At 69.1% G+C, this 13,229-nt stretch carries 14 protein-coding genes; 7 read left to right on the top strand and 7 right to left on the bottom strand.

The annotated features are described in order from the left end of the window. Positions 1-28 precede the first annotated feature (28 nt). A complete protein-coding gene (locus tag ACFQ9K_RS11895; RefSeq protein ID WP_378718822.1) occupies positions 29-1,864 on the bottom strand; it encodes an acyl-CoA dehydrogenase in 1,836 nt (611 codons plus the stop codon). A 226-nt stretch (positions 1,865-2,090) separates the two neighbouring features. Between ACFQ9K_RS11895 and ACFQ9K_RS11890 the strand changes: the two genes are divergently transcribed. Further along, positions 2,091-2,687 (top strand): alpha/beta family hydrolase, encoded by a 597-nt coding sequence (locus ACFQ9K_RS11890; protein WP_378718795.1) that lies wholly within the window; start codon positions 2,091-2,093, stop codon positions 2,685-2,687. 5 nt (positions 2,688-2,692) lie between these two features. On the opposite strand, the gene ACFQ9K_RS11885 is transcribed toward ACFQ9K_RS11890, so the two are convergent. Next, positions 2,693-2,920, bottom strand: coding sequence for a hypothetical protein (locus ACFQ9K_RS11885; RefSeq protein ID WP_378718797.1), 228 nt, complete (start codon positions 2,918-2,920; stop codon positions 2,693-2,695). A gap of 210 nt (positions 2,921-3,130) precedes the next feature. On the opposite strand from ACFQ9K_RS11885, the gene ACFQ9K_RS11880 reads away from it, so the two are divergent. Further along, complete coding sequence (locus tag ACFQ9K_RS11880) at positions 3,131-4,603, top strand: alpha/beta hydrolase family protein (RefSeq protein ID WP_378718799.1); 1,473 nt, start codon at positions 3,131-3,133, stop codon at positions 4,601-4,603. 2 nt (positions 4,604-4,605) lie between these two features. On the opposite strand, the gene ACFQ9K_RS11875 is transcribed toward ACFQ9K_RS11880, so the two are convergent. The 4 genes from ACFQ9K_RS11875 to ACFQ9K_RS11860 form a co-directional block, all read right to left on the bottom strand. After that, entirely contained in the window at positions 4,606-5,307 is a 702-nt protein-coding gene (locus tag ACFQ9K_RS11875; protein ID WP_378718801.1) for a class I SAM-dependent methyltransferase, read from the bottom strand. 10 nt (positions 5,308-5,317) lie between these two features. After that, the gene (locus tag ACFQ9K_RS11870; protein ID WP_378718802.1) at positions 5,318-6,538 is read right to left on the bottom strand and encodes an erythromycin esterase family protein; all 1,221 of its coding nucleotides are present in this window, start codon (positions 6,536-6,538) and stop codon (positions 5,318-5,320) included. A 106-nt stretch (positions 6,539-6,644) separates the two neighbouring features. Continuing rightward, the gene (locus tag ACFQ9K_RS11865) at positions 6,645-7,751 is read right to left on the bottom strand and encodes a DUF4185 domain-containing protein (RefSeq protein ID WP_378718803.1); all 1,107 of its coding nucleotides are present in this window, start codon (positions 7,749-7,751) and stop codon (positions 6,645-6,647) included. A 177-nt stretch (positions 7,752-7,928) separates the two neighbouring features. Then, entirely contained in the window at positions 7,929-8,690 is a 762-nt protein-coding gene (locus tag ACFQ9K_RS11860) for a crotonase/enoyl-CoA hydratase family protein (protein ID WP_378718805.1), read from the bottom strand. A 177-nt stretch (positions 8,691-8,867) separates the two neighbouring features. Here ACFQ9K_RS11860 and ACFQ9K_RS11855 point away from each other — a divergent pair, with 177 nt between their 5' ends. The 3 genes from ACFQ9K_RS11855 to ACFQ9K_RS11845 are packed head-to-tail and all read left to right on the top strand — an operon-like array spanning position 8,868 to position 11,793. After that, on the top strand, positions 8,868-10,382 hold the full coding sequence (locus ACFQ9K_RS11855; protein ID WP_378718806.1) for an acetyl-CoA acetyltransferase: 1,515 nt from the start codon (positions 8,868-8,870) through the stop codon (positions 10,380-10,382). Next, positions 10,379-11,143: a crotonase/enoyl-CoA hydratase family protein gene (locus ACFQ9K_RS11850; protein WP_378718807.1), complete on the top strand. Its 765-nt coding sequence runs from the start codon at positions 10,379-10,381 to the stop codon at positions 11,141-11,143. Before ACFQ9K_RS11855 ends, ACFQ9K_RS11850 begins: the two co-directional genes overlap by 4 nt. After that, the gene (locus ACFQ9K_RS11845; RefSeq protein ID WP_378718809.1) at positions 11,128-11,793 is read left to right on the top strand and encodes a TetR/AcrR family transcriptional regulator; all 666 of its coding nucleotides are present in this window, start codon (positions 11,128-11,130) and stop codon (positions 11,791-11,793) included. The genes ACFQ9K_RS11850 and ACFQ9K_RS11845 overlap by 16 nt, the downstream gene beginning before the upstream one ends. Here the strand turns inward: ACFQ9K_RS11845 and ACFQ9K_RS11840 are convergent, their stop codons facing one another. Next, positions 11,794-12,576, bottom strand: a complete 783-nt coding sequence (locus tag ACFQ9K_RS11840; protein ID WP_378718811.1) for an alpha/beta fold hydrolase — start codon at positions 12,574-12,576, stop codon at positions 11,794-11,796. It abuts the gene before it with no gap. Between the two features lie 124 nt (positions 12,577-12,700). On the opposite strand from ACFQ9K_RS11840, the gene ACFQ9K_RS11835 reads away from it, so the two are divergent. Next, positions 12,701-12,925, top strand: a complete 225-nt coding sequence (locus ACFQ9K_RS11835) for a hypothetical protein (protein WP_135233911.1) — start codon at positions 12,701-12,703, stop codon at positions 12,923-12,925. Next, entirely contained in the window at positions 12,912-13,208 is a 297-nt protein-coding gene (locus ACFQ9K_RS11830; protein WP_378718813.1) for a hypothetical protein, read from the top strand. The genes ACFQ9K_RS11835 and ACFQ9K_RS11830 overlap by 14 nt, the downstream gene beginning before the upstream one ends. Positions 13,209-13,229 lie beyond the last annotated feature (21 nt).

Raw genomic sequence — 13,229 nt, 5'->3', positions numbered from 1 at the left:
CCGGGCCGTTTTCGTCGTATTCAGGGGATCAGAACGCCGCTTCGTCCAGCTCCATGATGTCGTTGTCCAGGTTGGACAGGATGGTGCGGACCGCGGTCAGCTCCGGCAGCATGTTGCGGGCGAAGAACTGCGCGACCGCGACCTTGCCCTGGTAGAACGACTCGTCGGCACCGGTCGCGCCGTTGTCGAGCGCCTTGATGGCGATCTCGGCCTGGCGCAGCAGCTGCCAGCCGATGAGCAGGTCGCCGACGGCGAGCAGGAAGCGCACCGAACCGAGGCCGACCTTGTACAGCTCGGTCGGGTTCTCCTGGGCGCCCATCAGGTGCCCGGTGAGGGTGGCGGCCATGCCCTGGACGTCCTCGAGCGCGGTGGCGAGCAGCTTGCGCTCACCCTTGAGCCGGCCGTTGCCCGCCTCGGTGTCGATGAACTTCTGCACCTGGCCGGCCACGTGGGCCAGCGCGACGCCGCGGTCACGGGCGATCTTGCGGAAGAAGAAGTCCTGCGCCTGGATCGCGGTGGTGCCCTCGTACAGCGAGTCGATCTTCGCGTCGCGGATGTACTGCTCGATCGGGTAGTCCTGGAGGAAGCCGGAGCCGCCCAGGGTCTGCAGCGATTCGGTCAGGTACTGGTAGGCCCGCTCGGAACCGACGCCCTTGACGATCGGCAGCAGCAGGTCGTTGACCCGGTCCGCGAGATCGGCGTCGGCGCCCGAAACCTGCAGGGCGACATCGGGATCCTGGTGCGCGGCGGTGTAGAGGTAGATCGCGCGCAGGCCCTCGGCGTAGGCCTTCTGGCTGGCCAGCGAGCGACGCACATCGGGGTGATGGGTGATGGTGACGCGGGGCGCCGCCTTGTCGGTCATCTTGGTCAGGTCCGCACCCTGCACGCGCTCCTTGGCGTACTCCAGTGCGTTCAGGTAACCGGTCGACAGGGTGGCGATGGCCTTGGTGCCGACCATCATGCGCGCGTTCTCGATGACGTCGAACATCTGCGCGATGCCGTTGTGCACCTCGCCGACGAGCCAGCCCTTGGCCGGAATGCCGTTGCCGCCGAAGGTGACCTCACAGGTGGCCGAAACCTTCAGGCCCATCTTGTGCTCGACGCCGGTGACGAAGACGCCGTTGCGGTCGCCGAGTTCACCGGTCTCGTGGTCGAAGTGGAACTTGGGCACGAAGAACAGCGACAGACCCTTGGTGCCGGGGCCTGCGCCCTCGGGGCGGGCCAGCACCAGGTGGATGGTGTTCTCGAACATGTCGTCGGCATCGGCGGAGGTGATGAAGCGCTTCACGCCCTCGATGTGCCAGGTGCCGTCTTCCTGCTTGATCGCCTTGGTGCGGCCGGCGCCGACATCGGAGCCCGCGTCGGGCTCGGTGAGTACCATGGTGGCGCCCCAGTCGCGGTCGATCGCGATCTGGGCCCACTTCTTCTGCTCGTCGGTGCCGTTGTTGTGGAAGATGGTGTTGAAGCCGGGGCCCGCGGCGTACATGTACGCGGCCGGCTGGGCGCCGAGGATCAGCTCGCTGATCGCCCAGTGCACGGTGCGCGGGACGCCGAGTCCGCCGAGCTCCTCGGGGATGCCCAGCTTCTCCCAGCCGCCTTCTTGCAGCGCGCGGAAGGACTTCTTGAACGATTCGGGGATCGAGACGGTGTGCGTCTCCGGATCGAAGACCGGCGGGTTGCGGTCGGCGTCGGCGAACGACTCGGCGAGGGGGCCCTCGGCGAGGCGGCGTACCTCGGCGAGCATCTCCTTCACGGTGTCCGTGTCGAGGTCGCCGTAGGCGTCGCCGTCGATGATGGACCCGAGACCGAGGACCTCGAAGAGGTTGAACTCCAGGTCGCGGACGTTGCTCTTGTAGTGACCCATGTCAGTACTCACTCTCCGTTGAGTTGGTGCGGTCGGTTGGTTGACCGTTCCCGCCCGTTTCTCGTCTACCGGTTAGCCGGTTTTCCGCATGCTACTCGCGGGTAACTTACGACCTATATTACCGGTCGGTAATGGACTGGCAAAGGCTCGAGCGGGAATGTGACGCGAAAAACAGCGCCGAGCGCGGGATCGCCGGTCGACCCGCCGACCCGGGTTACCGTGAGGCGTGCGAATCGAGACGAGCGCCGGACCGGCCGACATCGAGCTCGACCGGCCACGCAAACCCGCGTTTCTGCTGGTACTGACCCACGGCTCGGGCGGCGGCGTCGACGCGAAAGACATCCTGGCCGTGCGGGACGCGGCGCTGGACCTGGGCGGCGCGGTGGCCAGGGTGACCCAGCCCTATCGGGTCGCCGGGCGCCGCGCGCCGGGGTCGGCGGTGAAGCAGGACGAGGCGTGGCTGGAGATCGTGGCCGACCTGCGCACGCGGATCAAGCGGGTGCCGCTGATCCAGGGTGGGCGCAGCAACGGGGCGCGGGTGGCCTGCCGCACGGCGATCGCGGTGCAGGCGCGCGGGGTGATCGCGCTGTCGTTCCCGCTGCATCCGCCGGGAAAGCCGGAGAAGACGCGGCGCGAGGAGTTGCTCGAGCCGGGGGACATCGAGGTTGTCGTGATCAACGGCGGCAGCGACCCGTTCGGCATCCCGGATGCCGCCGACGCGGCGGAGGTGCGGGTGATCCCGGGTCAGCCGCACTCGTTCCGCACCGGATTCGACGTCATCGCCGAGACGGTGACGCCCTGGTTGGCGCGGTGGAGTAGCTAGCGGGGCTACAGGCAGTACTTGGCGCCGGAGGAGATCGACTGCACGAGGCAGGCCAGGGCGGCGGCGCTGCTGGACCCGGGTGATACGCCGATGGGGCTCGCCTCCGCGCCGACCGGATCCGCCTGGCTGCTCGGCTCCAGCGGAAGTCCGCCCGGCGTCGCGTTCGCCGCGCCGGCTCCGGCGGTCAGGGTGATCGCCACGGCGGCAACGATTTTCAGCACGGTACGGCTCATCGGGCAGCTCCTCTATCGCGGATGGATCGCCCGCAACGCTAGTCAAGCCGGCGGTGATGGACACGCCCCCAATGTCCTTGACCGCAGTTTCGGCGGTGGTCTCCTGGCGCGGCATCCCCCGGTGGAGGTAGGTCGAAAGTGCTTGTAGGACTGTGGTTCTAGAACCGCAGCCGGATGTAGGACGACGTTTTCGCGGTTAGCGTCCGCGACATGCGAATTCCCCTGATCGCCCGGCGGGTGGCCCGTCGGACGTTTCGCCGCGGTCCGTTGTCCGTCGCGATCGCCATGTTCGCCTGCTTCGGCGCGAGTGCAGGCCCGGCGGGTGCCGTTCCCGGCGACGACGCGCCGATCCAGGAGGCGATCTCCTTCCAGAGCCACGGGCTGACCCTGCACGGCACCGTGTTCATCCCGCGAGCCGCGGTCGGCGGACAACGTCCCGGCATTGTCCTGGTGCACGGTTCCGGGCCGGGCCCGCGGGCCGATTACGTCCCCGAGGCCGAAACCTTTGCGCGGGCAGGCATCGTCGCCCTGGCGTTCGACAAGCGCGCGGACGGCTACTCCCTGATGGAACGGGACTTCGACCTGCTCGCCGACGACGCGCTCGCCGGTCTGGCCGCCCTGCGGGCCCGATCGGACGTGGACCCCGCGAAGGTGGGACTGTGGGGGTTGAGCGAGGGCGGCTGGGTGGCGCCGCTGGCCGCCGCGAAGTCGCCGGACGTGGCCTTTCTGATCACGATCGGCGCGTCCGGCTTCGATCCCCTGCGCACGCAGACCTGGAATCTGGGAAATCAGCTGCGCCACCGCGGGGTTTCGGCAGCGTTCCGGCGTGCGGTCGCGGGTCCGGGGGCCCTGCTGATCGCCGAAACCGGGTTGTTCCCGGCGGCCGGTTACGACCCGGTGCCGGTGCTCGAACGGCTTCGGCTGCCGGTGCTGGCGCTATGGGGTGAGCACGACACCCTGTGCCCGCCCGCGGAGAGCGCCGCGGTGTTCGAGGCAGCGCTGGACCGGGCCGGTAATCGGCACGCGACCGTTCGATTCGTGCCGGGCGCGGGTCATACCGGGCACGCGAGCACCGATGGCTTCGACAAGGTCGGTGGTCCGGTCGTGGGCGGCAAGGCGCTGGGTGCGCTGGGGCCTGCCTATGCCGACGTGATGACGTCCTGGGTGCAGTCGGTCGCCGCCGGTCGCGCACCGTTGTCCAGTGCCGAACCTGTTCCCGCGCAGGTGGATACGAGTCGGTCCCCGTCGCGCGGAGCCTGGTACGAGGCGGCCGCGGTGCGCAACGGCGCCTTGGCGTTGTTGCTGATCGGGTTCGCCGGCTACCCGCTCACCGCCTGGACCGGGCGCCGCGGCGCGGACGGTCGAAGGCCGGCGCGCTGGCCGGCTCGATTGTTGTCCGCGAGCGGACTCGTCGCGGTCGCCGGAACCATGACCTACCTGCTGTGGATCTTCGCCTCCGGTGGCCGCGGCGCCGCGGCCTTCGCCGCCGGCCGCACCCTGCCCTGGCTATTGCTGCAAATCTGCACTGCCGCAGTGCTTCTCGCCACCGCGGCGACCGCCGTGAACTGGTGGCGGGCGCGAGACCAGGTGCACGGGGCGATCCGGGTCAGGCTCGCGCTGCTGATCCTCGCGGGAGTCGGGTTCGTTCCCTGGGCGCTGTACTGGCAGTTACTCCTGCCGTGAGCTCACGACGCCGGTTCGATCTCGTCCGGCCCCGGCTCCGGCCGGGTGGCGATGACCAGGGCGTCGATGGCGTCGCGGCCCTCGGTGGGGCGGTGGACGCGTTCGGCCAGGCGGATGCGGATGCGGTTGTCCGCGACGGCCTCTTGCAGGTCGGCGACGATGTCGTCGGGCGTGAAGAGGACCGAGGGGTCCTTGGGGCCGCCGTAACCGTCGGTGAGGTTGGTGGTGTCGTGGCCGAGGACGAGCAGGGTTCCGTCGGGAACGAGCAGGTCGGCGGCGCGGCGGACCACCTCGGTGCGCTGGTCGGCGGGTAGATGCAGGAAGACCATCAGGACCAGCTCGTACGGGCCGGTGATCGCGGCGGCGTCGAAATCGGTGACGTCGGCGCACTGCCAGGTGATGCGGCTGCGCACCGAACGGGACAGGCGAGTGGCGACGGTGCGGCCCTTGTCGACGCCGACCTGTGAGTAGTCGACGGCGTGCACCTGCCAGCCGTGCGTGGCCAGCCAGAGCGCGTTGCGGCCTTCGCCGCAGGCCAGGTCCAGGGCGCGCGGGAGTTCGGGCGGTTCGCCGCCGGGTGTGTCCGGCCGCAGCGGCGTGCTCCGGTCCAGCCCGAAGACGTGTTCCACCATGGTGTTGTTCGGCGGTGCGCCCCAGACCAATTCCGTTTGCGCGTAGCGCTCGTCCCACTCGGTCGCATCCATGCTCGTGAGTCTATTGATCGCCGACGGGTAGCCAATGGACCGGCGAGGTTTCCCGGATGTGCACCAGCACGTCGAAGGCGCCGGTCAGCGACGCGACGGCGATATTGGCCTCGGCGTCCTCGGCGGGATCGTAGATGCCGCTGATGACGCGCGCCTTGGCCGGGCCGCTGCGCCATACCCGCACCGCTTCGGGCGCCTCGGCGCGCAGGTCTACGTAGTAGGCGGGCAGGTCGACCGAGCCGAGCAGCGCGTCCAGCAGATCGGGCAGCGGATCGGGCGCGGTGGTCCGGCCGAGGTCGCCGTGGTGGAAGCCGAGGGCGACGGAGACGTAGCCGGCGCCGTACTCCTCGTGCAGATAGGCGCCGACGCCGCGGAATTCCGCCGTGCCCATGCCCGATCGGAGGTTCGTGGTGTGCGCGATGCCGTCCCAGTAGACGATCTTCGCGCCGGTCTCGCGTTGCCGGTCGATGACCCGCAGGCCGGAGAGCCGCTCGTCGCGGGCGAATCCGCCCTGTCCGGCGACGCTGTTCTCGTGGAAGTCGAGGATGCGCTGCATATGGGTGCGGACCTGAGCGTATTCCGTTGTGGTCGGCAGGCTTTCGAGCAAGGTGAAGGCGTCGCGTGCGTCTTCGGCGAACGGGCGCCCCGGGTGAATTCCCTGATGACGCTGGACATGCTCGTCCAGCTGATGCGCGGTGCGGATCGGCGTCAGGTGAGTTTCCATGGCGGCCAACCGATCCGGCGCGATTCGCCGCACATGGTCGAGCACCAGGTCGTAGTCCGCGGGCTCCGCGCTGGGCGGCTGCACCCCGAACACCTCGACCTGATCGTCGGGATGCGTCTGATTGAACGCGCGGATCCACTCCAGTGCCGCAATGGTTTCCGCCGTCCGCCACGGTCGCCATGATCCGGCGAGCACCGACTCGGGATCGCCCGCGCCGGTGCGCACGTACCGATCCCACCGTTCGCCGGAGCCGGCGCTGTCCTGAATCGCCAACCCGCGGAACCCATGCCGCTCGACCAGCGCGCGGAAGACGCGTTCCTGCACCCCGTAGATCTGCCGGGAGAACCGCGTCGACTCGCCGAGCCCGACCACCGTCGCGGTCGCGAGTCGATCGATCAGCGGGTCGAGATCGGGTCCGGTGTGGCCGGGATCGGTATCGATGATCGGACGGGCGTTGGCGCTGAGCCACGCACGCACGGTGGCGATCTCGGGTGCGACGGTTCCCATGGTTCCTCCTGAACGACGACGATCCAACACCGCCGAGCCTCATACATCAAGCGTTGTTGAGGTCAAGGCCGTGCTGGATCGCGCGGAACTCGGAGCTGGGATCCCGCTACAGCGGCGTGCGCATGAGCAGCACGTTGTACTGACTGTGCACGGTCGTGAGGTAGTACAGATCACGCCCGGTCTGGTACGGGAAGATCGACGGCGCGTACGCGCTCGGCAGCTCCCTGGTGTCGATCAGCACCTCGGGGTCGCTCCATGGACCGGTCGGCGCCGAGGCGCGCCGCATGACCACCGAGTTGAACGGGTCGGTGGTGAGCGAGATGTATTGGCCCAGATAGGCGTTGTACATCACCGACAGTTCACCGACGCCCCACATGATCGGCGCCGCGGCATTGACGTCGCCGCGCTTCCACGCCCCGCCGTCCCAGTACTCGTACGCGCCGAGATCGGCGATCTGGGCTTCCGGTACCCGAGCGACGTACGCGGACTGGTTGCGCCCGGAGGGTGTGCCGTATTCGTAGACGAATCCGCCGTCCTTGAGGAAGGCGTTCATCTGGAAGTTGCTGTTGCCGCCCTCATCCGGGCGCCGGGTGGCGGGCAGTTCGCCCCAGGTCTCGCCGTTGTCGCCGGAGGCGGCGAGCCCGGAGTAGTTCGTGGTCCACTGCCCGACCTCGTCCCAGCTGCGCACGGACATGAGGCTCATGAATTGGACGCCGCCCACCGATATGCCCGCGGTAGGAATGCGGCTAATCTCCAGAAAAGGGATCTTTGGGCTGGGGATAAGGTCCCGTGCCTGGCCGAAGACATCCCGGACAACGCTGTCGAAATAGATGCCGCCGGACGGGTTCTGGGTATGACTGCGGGTCAGGATATTCGACCGCCAAGACCACATACTTCCGGCCAGCAGGTTCGGAAAACCGATGCCCGCGGTATCGCCGAACGCGGTCAGCAACTCGCCGTTGCCGTTGTCCCACATGATGCCGAGATCGGTGCCGAGCACGTTGTAGGCCTGGGTGTTGTTCGGGCTGGCCATGCCGGTCATCTGGAACACAGCCTTGGTGCGCCCGACCAGATTGGGCAGGCCGTTGCTTCCGTTGAGCACCGGAATGGGATTGATGGTGTTCGGGTTTGCGCAGGCGGGGGTGGATGCACTGATAAGCAAGGCTGAAGCACCCGCCAACGCCGAAAGCAAGATGGATGCCGTCTTGGTCAAAGTCTGTGAGCCCTCCGTGTCCGCGCCGAGAGCGATACGAAACACAGAATTCCCGCGATACACAGACCATTCGCGGTGTGCAACGCACCACATTCGACTGGCTGGCAAATCTGTGGGAAATGCTAGCAGCGAACTCGTCGAAAATGTGGTGCGTGGGACAAAAGGGGCCGCTGACCGCTAACTCTCGGTGGGCTTGCCTCGCGTCGTGGCCAGCCGAATGATCAGCGGCAGCTGCGTCGCGCGTTCCACTGCGAACGTGCGGCGTGTCGAAGCCTCCCAGGCCTTGTCGAACAGTCGCTTGACCCCCGCGACGGCGTGTGGCGAGCGGGTCGCGATGCGGTCGGCGAGCTTCTCCGCCGCGGCCAGCGGATCCGCGGTGACCTCGGTGACCAGGCCGATCCGTTCGGCGTACGCGGCGTCGACGGTGTCCGCGGTCATCGCCAGCAGCAGCGCCTTGTCCACGCCGATCAGCCGGGACAGCGTGGCCGCGCCGGTCATGTCGGGCACCAGGCCGTGCTTGGCCTCCATCACCGAGAACTCCGAATCCGGCGTGGCGAAGCGGAAGTCGGCGGCCAGCGCGAGTTGCAGCCCGCCGCCGAAGCAGCGGCCGTGCACCGCGGCGATCACCGGTACCCGCAGCCTGCGCCAGGCCCAGCAGGCCTCCTGAAAGGTGTTGGTGCCGCGCCACGGCAGCGGAACGAAACTGCGCACGATGGACAGCGGGTCGCCGGTGGCCTTCGCGATGTCCAGTCCGCTGCTGAAACTCGGGCCGTTGCCGGACAGGATCACCGCGCGCACCTCGTCGCGGCCCGCGATGGTGCGCGCGGTGTCGATCAGGTCGCCGAGCATGTCGATGGTGAGGCCGTTGTGCTTGTCCGGCCGGTCGAGGGTGACGTAGGCGCGGTCGCCGTCGAAGCGCAGCGCGATGTGGGAGCCCATGCTCGGATCTTACCCGCGAGTCAGTTGTTGGGCAGGGGACCATTGCCCGGCCGTGGGGACTCTGTTCTAATCGAACTCGGGTTACCGTCAATGCTGACGGTAACTGCGTCGGCGGCCGTGTGAAAACCGCGTCGACGGCCCGCGAGATCATTCGGAGGAACAATGCTGCCAGCGGGAATGGATCCCCGAACGCCCGTGCTGGTCGGTGCCGGACAGACCGTGCACCGCAGCGGCGAGCCGGGTCTGCCCGGTCCGGTCGAACTGGCCGCCGAGGCCCTGCGCCGCGCGGGCGCCGACAGCGATACCGGCGACCGACTGCTGCGCTCCGCCGATCTGATCGCCGCCGCGGCACCGGTCAGCAAGCCGTACGCGGACCTCGGCGCGCTGGTGGCCGGCGAGCTGGGCGCGACGCCGAAGCGCACGTTCCAGTCCGTGCGATTCGGTGGTGACGCACCGCAGCGCCTGCTCAATACGGTCGCGCAGGAGATCGCCGACGGCCGCTCCGACATCGCGCTGATCACCGGCGCCGAGGCGGTCGCCGCGTGGAACGCCGCCACCCGCACCGGTGCCGCGCTGGACTGGCCGGAACAGCCGGAGGACCTGCGGCCGACCGAGCTCGTCGGCTCGGACCGCGCACCCAACTCGGACATGGAAACCGCGGCCGGACTGTGGGGCCCGGTCTACTTCTACGCGCTGATGGAAACCGCGCTGCGCGGCCGGCTCGGACTGACCGAGGACCAGCATCGGGCGCGCATCGGCGGGCTGTGGTCGCGACTGTCCGAGGTGGCGGCGAACAATCCCTATGCGTGGCAGCCCACGCCGCGGTCGGCCGCCGATCTGGTCACGCCGACGCCCGCGAATCGGCTGGTGTCTACGCCGTATCCCAAGCTGCTCGTGGCGAACCTATCGGTGAATCAGGGCGCCGGGCTGATCCTGTGCAGCGCGGCGGCGGCCGCCGCGGCCGGGGTGCCGCGGGACCGCTGGGTGTTCCCGCACGGCGGCGCCACCGCGACCGATGAGTGGTTCGTCTCCGAACGCGCGGATCTGGCCGCGTCGCCGGCCATCGCGGCGGCAGGCCGGGCCGCACTCGGCGCGGCCGGTATCGGCATCGACGAGGTGGCGCACCTCGACCTGTACTCCTGCTTTCCGGTCGCGGTGCAGGTCGCGGCCGAGGCACTCGGCCTGCCGATCGATGATCCGGCGCGGCCGCTGTCGGTCACCGGCGGGCTCACCTTCGGCGGCGGCCCCGGGAACAACTACACGACGCATTCGATCGCGACGCTGGTCGGTCTGTTGCGCGAGGATTCGGCCGCCTACGGCCTGACGACCGCGCTCGGCTGGTACATCACCAAGCACGGCGTGGGCGTGTACTCCGCGAAACCGCCTGCGCGCCTGTTCCATTCGATCGAAGCCGAGGTGCCCACCGCCCGGCGCGACGCCGCCCCCGGCTACACCGGACCGGCCACCGTCGAGGCGTACACCGTCGCCTATCGCAAGGGACCCGCGCCCGACCACGCCGATGAACCCGAGGCCGTCGTGGTGAGCGCCCTGACTCCGGCCGGTGCCCGCATACTTGTCCGGGCGTCCGACGCCGAGACGGTCGCCGCGTTCGATGACGGTGATCCGCTCGGCGCCACCGCCGACATCGTCGCCGCCGACAAGCTCACCCTGCTCGAAAGGACCGGCAAATGACCGAACTGATCTTGGTCGAACGGCGCGATGCCATCACCGTGCTGACCGTCAACCGCCCCGAGGCGCGCAACGCCATCAACCTCGCGACCGCGCAGGCCATCGAGACCGCGGTCGACGAGTTCGAGGCCGACGCCACCGCGCGGGTGCTCGTGCTGACCGGCGCGGGTGGAACCTTCAGCGCCGGAATGGATCTCGTCGCCGCGTCGAAGGGCGAGATGCCGATGACGCAGCGTCGCGGGCCGCTCGGGATCGCCGCGAAACCCCCGGTGAAGCCGATGATCTCGGCGGTCGAGGGGTTCGCGCTGGCCGGCGGCTTCGAGTTGGCGCTCTCCGGTGACCTCATCGTCGCCGCCGCCGACGCGCAGTTCGGCATCCCGGAGGTGCGGCGCGGCTTGGTCGCGGCCGGCGGCGGCGTGCTACGCCTGACCCAGCGTCTGCCCCGCAGCATCGCCGCCGAGCTCGCGCTCACCGGCGGGCGCATCGGTGCCGACCGGCTCTACCAGCTCGGCCTGGTCAATCGGGTCACCGAGCCCGGCGCCGCACTGGCCGCCGCGCTGGAGCTGGCCGCCGAAATCGCCACCGCCGCACCGCTGGCCGTCGCCGCGAGCAAGCGGATCATCGACGAGTCGCCGGACTGGCCGGTGACCGAGGCGTTCGCCAAGCAGGGTGAAATCGCCTTGCCCGCACTGTTTTCCAAGGATGCCGCGGAGGGCGCGCTCGCCTTCGCGCAGAAGCGCGAACCCCGGTGGCAGGGCCGCTGACCGCCGCGGGCGAACGCGCCAGGGAGACCCAGGCACAGCGCCGGGCGCGGATGCGCGCCCGGCTGCTCGACGCGGCGGTGGAGAGCCTGATCGAGGCCGGTTACGCGGGCACCACCACGCTCGCGGTGCAGAAGCGGGCCGGGGTGCCGCGCGGCACGCTCCAGCATCACTTCCCGACCAAGGCCGACCTGCTCGCCGGGGCGGTCGAACATCTTGCGGCACGCCGATTCGACCAGCTGACCAGGGAATTCGCCGAGTTGCCCGAGGCAGCGGACCGGTTGGAGACCGCCGTCGAGCTGACCATGCGGATGCTCAGCGGGCCGTCGTTCTGGGCCGCGCTGGAGATGTGGGTCGGCGCGCGCACCGATCCGGAGCTGCTCGCCGCGTTCCTGCCGCTGGAGCACCGGCTGTTCGAGTTGATGCACAACAGCATTCGCGACGTCTTCCGTGCGGAGTTCCCGGATGACCCGCGGGTGCCGACGATCACCGAGTTCACCATCGAGATCATGACCGGTCTGGCCCTGCGGGTGCTGTTGACCGGTGAGGTGGACCGGAACCGAATCGTCCAGCACCGCTGGCGCAATGCGGTGCGCATACTGCTGGGGACGGCGCACCCGGACACGCTGACCGAGCCGCGGTCGCCGCGCTAGCTAGCGGCCTGCGGTGTCCAGCACCGCCCGCGCGCACGCGGCGGGGTCGTCGTAGAACGGCGTGTGGCCGCTGCCGCGCAGGGTGCGGTGTTCGGCGTTCGGCAGTTCGGCGCGGGCGCGGCGGCTCTGCGTGCGGTAGGTGAGCAGGATGTCGCGATTGCCCCAGGCGATGGTGACGGGAATGTCTGCCAGAGCGCCGATCTCGTGCAGCTTCGCCGTGTCGAACGAGGCGAGGGCCGGCTCGAACCCGGGGGCGTCGGCCGCACCGTTCGCGGTATCCACCGCGATCCGGGTGCTCACGGCCCACGGTTTGCCGAAGACCAAGCCGAGGAACACCGTTCGGCCGGCCGCGGTGCCGAGAATGGCAGGCAGCGCACGTTTCATCGGCCCGACGAGCATCCGTGACTTGCCGAGCGACTGCTGGCACCAGACGCGACCGGCGGTGTCCCAGAACGCGATCGGTGAGAACGCGGTGACCGAGCGGGCCAGGCCGCGGGCGCCGAGGTTCAAGGTGATCAGCCCGCCCATCGAGTTCCCCGCCAGGTGTGGCCGCTCGATCCCCTGTGCGGCAAGGAAATCGGCGAGCGCGTCGGTGAGCGTGTCGACGGTCGTGGTGGCGAGGGGAGCGGATCCGGCGAAGCCGGGAAGATCGACGGCGATCACGTCGTAGGACTCGGCGAGCGTGTCGATGATCGGCTCCCACACCTGCCACCGGCTGCCGATGCCGTGCACCAGCACCAGCGGTTCGCCCTTGCCGACCCGGTGATGGTTCAACATGGTCATCCCCACTCTCGTCCGGCCGTGCGCCCACAGTAACAGCAGTCACCAGCCCTCAGTTGCCGATCTTCCGGGCGGAACCGGACAATTTCCGCTGGCAGCGGCCGGAAAAGTCGGTACGATAAATGGTATGGCAACGCGTAAGGTCACCCTTTCGCTGGACGAGGCCGCCTGGTCCTTCGCCGAGCAGGCCGCGGCCCGCGCGGGCATGTCGCCGTCGGCCTGGATATCGAAAGCCGCGCGGCGCGAAGCCGTGCGCACCGGCTGCGGTCCGGCACCCGATGTGACGGCTCAGGCCGCCGCGGACGCGGCCGAGATGGCCGCCGCCGAGGAGGCGATGCGTGCGGCGGGGTGAACTGTGGATCTACAACCCGCATGGTTCGCCGCGACGCCGCACGGTCGTGCTCATCAGCAGTGACGGCATCAACGAGTCGCCGAGGCCCTGGCTGATCGCCGCCGAGGTGGTCGAGGACGATCCCAAGGACATCCTCGCGGTGCCGGTGGAGCGGCACGGCTGGGTGCACGCGGGCAATATCGGCCGCATCTTCCGCGGTTGGCTCGCCGAACGCGTCGACGAAATGGAAACGGAGTCGTTGGAACGCCTGGATACCGCGCTGCGCGCCGCCATGGATTTGTGAAAATTCGCTTCGTACGAACGT

The sequence above is a fragment of the Nocardia sp. NPDC056564 genome, assembly GCF_042793755.1.
Lineage (GTDB): Bacteria > Actinomycetota > Actinomycetes > Mycobacteriales > Mycobacteriaceae > Nocardia.
Note: the sequence above shows the minus strand (reverse complement) of the source record. Positions and strands in the feature narration are given on the sequence as shown.

Coding starts and splice junctions, on each gene's coding strand:
- ACFQ9K_RS11895 (WP_378718822.1), bottom strand. CDS start 1,864: ATGGGTCACTACAAGAGCAACGTCCGCGACCTGGAGTTCAACCTCTTC.
- ACFQ9K_RS11885 (WP_378718797.1), bottom strand. CDS start 2,920: ATGAGCCGTACCGTGCTGAAAATCGTTGCCGCCGTGGCGATCACCCTG.
- ACFQ9K_RS11880 (WP_378718799.1), top strand. CDS start 3,131: ATGCGAATTCCCCTGATCGCCCGGCGGGTGGCCCGTCGGACGTTTCGC.
- ACFQ9K_RS11875 (WP_378718801.1), bottom strand. CDS start 5,307: ATGGATGCGACCGAGTGGGACGAGCGCTACGCGCAAACGGAATTGGTC.
- ACFQ9K_RS11870 (WP_378718802.1), bottom strand. CDS start 6,538: ATGGGAACCGTCGCACCCGAGATCGCCACCGTGCGTGCGTGGCTCAGC.
- ACFQ9K_RS11860 (WP_378718805.1), bottom strand. CDS start 8,690: ATGGGCTCCCACATCGCGCTGCGCTTCGACGGCGACCGCGCCTACGTC.
- ACFQ9K_RS11855 (WP_378718806.1), top strand. CDS start 8,868: ATGGATCCCCGAACGCCCGTGCTGGTCGGTGCCGGACAGACCGTGCAC.
- ACFQ9K_RS11850 (WP_378718807.1), top strand. CDS start 10,379: ATGACCGAACTGATCTTGGTCGAACGGCGCGATGCCATCACCGTGCTG.
- ACFQ9K_RS11840 (WP_378718811.1), bottom strand. CDS start 12,576: ATGACCATGTTGAACCATCACCGGGTCGGCAAGGGCGAACCGCTGGTG.
- ACFQ9K_RS11835 (WP_135233911.1), top strand. CDS start 12,701: ATGGCAACGCGTAAGGTCACCCTTTCGCTGGACGAGGCCGCCTGGTCC.